Below are 5974 nucleotides of genomic sequence, written 5' to 3'. Positions count from 1 at the left end.
CATTTTATCGGCGGTGGCGGGGGCGGCTTCGGCGGGTTCGGCGGCGGGGGCGGCGGCTTCAACGGCGGCGGCGCGAGCGGGGGCTGGTAGATGGCGATCCTTTCTGAAGCGGATCACCGCCGCGTCAGCGATGCGGTGGGCCGGGCGGAACAGCGCACCTCGGGCGAGATCGTCACCGTGCTGGCACAGCGCAGCGATGGCTACAGTGACATTGCGCTGGCCTGGGCGGCACTGGCTGCATTCACCCTGCTGACGCTGCTGGCCTTCGTGCCACACTGGCCCTTGGATGCCTATGCCGCCCTGCACGGCAGCTGGAACGCCGAATGGCCGGACGGCGAGATCTTCGCCATGGCAGCGGGCATCGGCATTCTCACCTTCCTTGCCGTGTGGCTGATCCAGCTGATCGGTCCGGTGCGCTTCGCCATGGTGCCGGGACGAGTCAAGACGGCACGGGTGGAGGACAGGGCCATCACCCTCTTCCGCGTCGGTGCCGAACGCCGCACGCATGGGCGGACCGGCATCATGATCTATTTGTCGATGGACGAACACCGCGCCGAGATCGTCGCCGACCGCTCCATCGCGGAACAGGTGGCCGATCATGTCTGGGGCGATGCCATGGCGGCCATGCTGGTGGAACTGAAAGAGGGCAATATCGCGTCCGGAATGGTCGCCGCGGTCGAGCGCGTCGGGGCCGTTCTTGCCGAACATTTCCCGCGTGCAGAGGACGATGTGAACGAATTGCCCGACCGGCTGATCGAGATTTGACCGCCCCGCCCCGCGCCCCGTCCCCCGGCCCCTCCGCCGATCCTCCTGCCGGGGAAATTGGCACGGCAGGCAACGTGCCCGAAGCAGGTGCCGCCGAAGAAATCGTCTGGCAGGGAAAATTCGTCACCGCAAAAAGGCGCGGCCGCTGGGAATATGTCGGGCGCGCCCGCAACATCAGGGCGGCCGTAATCCTGGCGGTGGAGGACGGCCATGTCATCTTGATCGAACAATATCGCGTACCGATGGGACGCCGCTGCATCGAATTGCCCGCCGGGCTGATCGGCGACGATGCGAACAGCGAGGACGAAAGCCCGTTGGAGGCCGCAGGGCGCGAACTGGAGGAGGAGACCGGCTATCGCGCCGCCTCTCTGGAAGATGCGGGCATCTTCTATTCTTCGCCCGGCATGGTCAGTGAAAGTTTCACGCTGGTCCGTGCACGCGAACTAGAAAAGGTCGGACAAGGCGGCGGCATCGGTGGTGAGGATATCACGGTTCACCGCGTCGAACTCAGCCGCCTCGGCAATTTCGTCGATGCGGCGCGGCGACGCGGCTGCGGCATCGACGTGCGCGTGATGGGCCTGCTTCTCGCCGAGGGGCAACTCTAAATATTCAGCTAGCGAGGGAGTTTCACATGGCAGGACGGGTAGAGGGCAAGCTGGCGCTGGTCACGGGCGGCGCGCAGGGGCTTGGCGCGGCCATCGCTATGCGGCTGGCGCAGGAAGGCGCGAAAGTGCTCGTCACCGACATGAACGGCGCGGGGGCGGAGGCAAGTGCCAGGGCCATCAACGATCAGGCGGGCGCAGGATCGGCCTCCGCCATGCAGCACGACGTGACGCAGGAAGACCAGTGGATCGCCGTGATGGAAGCTGCGCGTGAAAAGCTTGACGGCTTGTCCATCCTGGTCAACAATGCAGGCATCGGGGTGCCCGGCGATATCGAAAGCTGCACGCTGGAAGACTGGCGGCAGGGTTTCGCGGTCAACAGCGACGGGCCGTTTCTCGGCTGCAAGCATGGCATGGCGCTGCTCAGGGACAGCCAGCCCGCCTCGATCATCAATATCTCGTCCATTGCCGGGCTGATCGCCAGCCATACGATGCCGGGCTATAACGCCAGCAAGGCGGCGGTGTGGATGTTGTCGAAATCGGTGGCGCTTTACGGGGCCAAGAAGGGCTGGGACATCCGCTGCAATTCGGTGCATCCCACTTTCATCGACACGCCCATCCTGGACGGCATCGGCAGGAATGCGGGGATCGACAAGAGCGTCGTGATGGACAAGCTCGCCCGGCAGATACCACTGGGCCGCGTGGGGCAGCCGGCCGACATCGCCTCGGCCGTGCTCTACCTTGCCAGTGATGAAAGCCGGTTCGTGACGGGGGCCGAAATCAAGGTCGATGGCGGCATTTCGGCAATGTGAATACAGGTTTTGTGAATGCGGGCTGTGCTGATGCGGCAACCTCCTGACCGATTGTCTGCGCCGAAGCGATGCGGCCCGTTTCGGGCGGGACCGCATCGTCAATCGGCGATCAGGGCGATGGCGATGTAGATCAGCAGCAGCGAACCGAAACCGATCAGCGTCCCTGCCACGAACAGGATCCGGACAAGGGTGACATCTATGCCGAAATAATCGGCGATGCCGGCGCAGACCCCGGCCAGCTTCCCATTCGTCTTGTCGAGGCGGAAATCACGGGCGAGCTGGCGGCTGGGACGATCGGTGCGGTCGGGGCGATCCTCACTCATGCGACAACTCCGGTCATGGCGATGGTGGGGCTGGCCGGCACGATGGCGAAGGCCAGGAACATGGCGGAGACCATGAGGGACGAAACGGCGGCAGCGAAACGGACGCCGAAGAGATTGCTGACTTTCATGACAGGGTTCCTTTTGACTGGTCGGAGGGCCAATCCCGCCGATGAACCCTGCATTGCAACGGCCATGCCAAACCAGAAAAACGCGTAAATTCAAGCGTCGTTCATCTGGTTCGCGCCGCCAGAAGTTTTCAGTTCCGCAAGTTTGGTGATTTTTCCCGAATCTTGGTGCAAGCGGTTAGCCATGGTGCATCGTCTGCGCTGACGCTATCTGCAAAGCCGCATGGCGCTGGACCGGATCTCCCTCTCCCGATTTCGCAATCACGATGCGACCGCGCTGGATGGCACGCGCCGCTTCAACCTGCTCGTCGGCGAAAACGGTGCCGGCAAGACCAATATACTGGAGGCGCTCTCGCTGCTCTCCCCGGGACGCGGCCTGCGATCCGCGCGACTTTCCGACATGGCGAAGGCGGAAGGGCCCGGCGGTTTCGCCATCGGTGCGTCGCTGACTGCCGGAGATGCGGAAGATCTGATCCGCATCGGCACCTATACCGAACCGCAGCGCCCCAACCGGCGGCTGGTAAGGGTGAATGGAGCAGCGACGAGCGCGGCCAGTCTCGGCGAATGGCTGGCGGTGGGCTGGCTGACCCCGGCCATGGAGCGCCTGTTCAGCGACGGCTCCGGCGTCCGCCGCCGCTTTCTCGACCGCATGGTGCTGGCGCTGGACCCGGCCCATGCCTCGGTCGCGGCACGTTACGAACATGCTTTACGCGAACGCAATCGCCTGCTGGCCGAAGATGCGATGCCCGAAGCGGAATGGCTGGCCGGGCTAGAGGCGCAGATGGCCCGGCAGGGTGCGGCCCTGATGCGGCAGCGGGCGGCGGTCATCTCCGCTCTCGGCGCCGAACTGGCCCTGTTGCCCGAAGAACCCTTCGCCCGCCCGGCCCTAGCCTATGACACGCAGGCGCCGTTTGGCGAAGACGAACTGCGGAAGGCTTTCTGCGCCGGGCGTCCGCGCGACCGTGCCGCCGCACGCAGCCTGACCGGCCCGCATCGTGACGATCTGCTGATCACCATCGCGGGGCGCGATGTGCCGGCGGCGATGGGGTCCACCGGCGAACAGAAGGCGTTGCTTATTGCCATGAGCCTGGCCCATGCCGTGCTGGCGGCGCGCGGCCGCCCCGGCCTGCTGTTACTGGATGAAGTCGCCGCCCATCTCGACCCGCTGCGCCGCCGGACGTTGTTCGACCGGCTGCGGACGAGCGGCGCGCAGGTCTGGCTGACCGGTACGGAAATTGCCCCGTTCGAACATATCAGGGCAGAAGCCGCCATCTGGCGCGTCGAAAGCGGCAGGGTCGAACGGATTTCCTGACCGCGCCGCGTCTGGTCAATTGTTATTGGCGGCAGCCGCAGCCGGCAGAGCGACAGCCACTTCATCCAGGGTCGCGGCAACCAGCGCCTCGATCCCCTGTGCCGTGGGGTGAATGCGGTCCGCCTGGATCAGGTCCGGGCGCTGATACACCGGTTCGAGGAAGAACGGCACCAGATCCGCCCCGTAACGTTCGGCGAGTTCGGGATAGATCGCATCATAGGCCTGCTGGAATTCGGGCCCGTAATTCGGCGGCGCGACCATGCCCATCAACAGCACTGGAATTTCGCGCGACTGCAGTTCCTTCAGCATCGCTTCGAGATTGGCGCGGGTCTCAGCCGGTTCGATACCGCGCAACAGATCGTTGCCGCCGAGTTCCAGAATGACGAGTTCGGGCGGGTTCTCCTGGGCATCCAGCGTGAAGGCGAGCCGCTGCCGCCCCGCCGCCGTCGTATCGCCCGAAACCCCTGCATTGGCGACGCGCGCGTTGATGCCTCGGGCGCGCAGGGCCGCTTCCAGTCGCGCCGGATAGCTTTCCTGCCGGTCCACATTGTAGCCCGCGAACAGGCTGTTACCGAAAGCCAGCACGTTACGCTGCGGCCCCATGACCGGCATTTCCGCCGCCGCCATCGTTCCGGCAGCGGCATCTTCTGCAGAAGCGGCCGTGACCGCCTCTTCACGCTCCGCCTCCGCCCCGCAGGCACTCAGTGCCAGGCAGATCGGCAGGAGCGCGGTGGCCGCTGAATGGTGCGGTTTAATCGACAGACGACGCTTCATGTTCGGCAACCTTCCTTGCTGTTACGCGTAGCCTATGCCATTCCCGTGGCGTGACAAGCCCTTCCAAAAGCCCCGCCAACCCGCCCCGTTATGCCATCAGGGCGCGCGATCTCACGCTCGTTCTCGGTCAGGCGTCGGCACCGGTCGAGATCCTGCGCGGCATCGATCTGGACGTGGCGCGCGGCGAAGTACTGGCGCTGCTAGGCCCGTCGGGATCGGGGAAATCGTCGCTGATGGCGGTGCTGTCCGGGCTGGAACAGGCGAGCGGCGGAACGCTGGAGGTCGCCGGCGCGGATTTCCGGGCCATGGACGAGGATGCGCTCGCATTGGCCCGGCGCGGCAGGATCGGCATCGTGTTGCAGGCATTTCACCTGCTGCCGACGATGACCGCACTGGAGAATGTCGCCACGCCCATGGAACTTGCCGGAGCGCCAGACGCCCGCCAGCGTGCCGAGGCGGAATTGCAGGCCGTCGGTCTCGGCCACCGCCTGCACCATTACCCAGCGCAGCTTTCGGGCGGAGAACAGCAGCGCGTGGCCCTTGCCCGCGCCATCGCGCCCCGCCCCGAACTCATTTTCGCCGACGAACCGACCGGCAATCTCGACGTCGCCACGGGCGAGGCCATCGTCGAACTGCTGTTCGCCCGCCGCGCCGAGACCGGCGCGACGCTGATCGTCATCACGCATGACCCCGCCCTTGCCCGGCGCTGCCAGCGGGTGCTGACGATGGCCGATGGTAATATCGCCAGCGACACGGCGGAAGCTGCCGGGTCCGCGGCAGCGTGAGGGCGGCGTGAGCGCGAAAGGGGCGGCCGCCCCTGCCCTGCGCTGGTCCGACGCATGGCGGATCGCGCGGCGCGATCTCAATGCCCGGTTCCGCGGTCTGCGGTTGCTGCTGGTCTGCCTGTTCCTCGGCACCGGAGCGCTCGCCGCCATTGGCACGCTGACGGCAGCCATCGACAACGAACTTTCCTCACGCGGTCAGGAAATCCTTGGCGGCGACCTTCAGGTCGAAGTCTGGCAGCGCACGTTGAGTGATGAGGAACTGGCCGCGCTGGAAGATTACGGGCGAGTGTCCGGCGGAACGCGCTGGCAGGCCATGGCGGTTGCGGGTGGTTCCACTGCACCGATCGAGTTGAAAGCGGTGGACGAGGCGTGGCCGCTCTATGGCACGCTGACGCTGGTGGGCGGGCGCACCGCCGCCGCGCCGCCAGCGGGCAGCGCCTGGCTGGCGCAGGGCGCGATCGACCGGCTGGGGATCG

At 65.9% G+C, this 5974-nt stretch carries 8 protein-coding genes and 1 pseudogene; 6 read left to right on the top strand and 3 right to left on the bottom strand.

The features are described from left to right. Window positions 1–90 precede the first annotated feature (90 nt). The 3 genes from HG250_RS06735 to HG250_RS06725 all read left to right on the top strand — a co-directional run bounded on the left by HG250_RS06735 (window position 91) and on the right by HG250_RS06725 (window position 2179). Window positions 91–765 carry a TPM domain-containing protein gene (locus tag HG250_RS06735; RefSeq protein WP_170004038.1) on the top strand — a complete coding sequence of 225 codons (675 nt, stop codon included), beginning with the start codon at window positions 91–93 and terminating at the stop codon, window positions 763–765. A gap of 74 nt (window positions 766–839) precedes the next feature. Next, window positions 840–1370 carry an NUDIX domain-containing protein gene (locus HG250_RS06730; RefSeq protein ID WP_170004042.1) on the top strand — a complete coding sequence of 177 codons (531 nt, stop codon included), beginning with the start codon at window positions 840–842 and terminating at the stop codon, window positions 1368–1370. A gap of 26 nt (window positions 1371–1396) precedes the next feature. After that, window positions 1397–2179, top strand: a complete 783-nt coding sequence (locus HG250_RS06725) for an SDR family oxidoreductase (RefSeq protein WP_170004036.1) — start codon at window positions 1397–1399, stop codon at window positions 2177–2179. Between the two features lie 98 nt (window positions 2180–2277). On the opposite strand, the gene HG250_RS06720 is transcribed toward HG250_RS06725, so the two are convergent. Both HG250_RS06720 and HG250_RS13045 read right to left on the bottom strand, forming a co-directional pair. Then, a complete protein-coding gene (locus HG250_RS06720; protein WP_170004034.1) occupies window positions 2278–2502 on the bottom strand; it encodes a PspC domain-containing protein in 225 nt (74 codons plus the stop codon). Beyond that, on the bottom strand, window positions 2499–2630 hold the full coding sequence (locus HG250_RS13045; RefSeq protein ID WP_277348083.1) for a hypothetical protein: 132 nt from the start codon (window positions 2628–2630) through the stop codon (window positions 2499–2501). The genes HG250_RS06720 and HG250_RS13045 overlap by 4 nt, the downstream gene beginning before the upstream one ends. A gap of 220 nt (window positions 2631–2850) precedes the next feature. Between HG250_RS13045 and recF the strand changes: the two genes are divergently transcribed. Beyond that, window positions 2851–3939, top strand: coding sequence for a DNA replication/repair protein RecF (recF, locus tag HG250_RS06715; protein ID WP_170004032.1), 1089 nt, complete (start codon window positions 2851–2853; stop codon window positions 3937–3939). A 15-nt stretch (window positions 3940–3954) separates the two neighbouring features. On the opposite strand, the gene HG250_RS06710 is transcribed toward recF, so the two are convergent. Next, on the bottom strand, window positions 3955–4713 hold the full coding sequence (locus HG250_RS06710; RefSeq protein WP_240956963.1) for an arylesterase: 759 nt from the start codon (window positions 4711–4713) through the stop codon (window positions 3955–3957). 50 nt (window positions 4714–4763) lie between these two features. On the opposite strand from HG250_RS06710, the gene HG250_RS06705 reads away from it, so the two are divergent. Both HG250_RS06705 and HG250_RS06700 read left to right on the top strand, forming a co-directional pair. Further along, window positions 4764–5498: an ATP-binding cassette domain-containing protein gene (locus tag HG250_RS06705; RefSeq protein ID WP_170004030.1), complete on the top strand. Its 735-nt coding sequence runs from the start codon at window positions 4764–4766 to the stop codon at window positions 5496–5498. Beyond that, window positions 5446–5974 (top strand): annotated as a pseudogene (locus tag HG250_RS06700) (hypothetical protein); the annotation flags it as partial. The gene HG250_RS06705 and the pseudogene HG250_RS06700, both read left to right, overlap by 53 nt.

The sequence above is a fragment of the Pseudopontixanthobacter vadosimaris genome (assembly GCF_012979275.1).
GTDB lineage: Bacteria > Pseudomonadota > Alphaproteobacteria > Sphingomonadales > Sphingomonadaceae > Pseudopontixanthobacter > Pseudopontixanthobacter vadosimaris.
The sequence above is the reverse complement of the archived record's forward strand: the minus strand, read 5'-3'. Positions and strand labels throughout refer to the sequence as shown.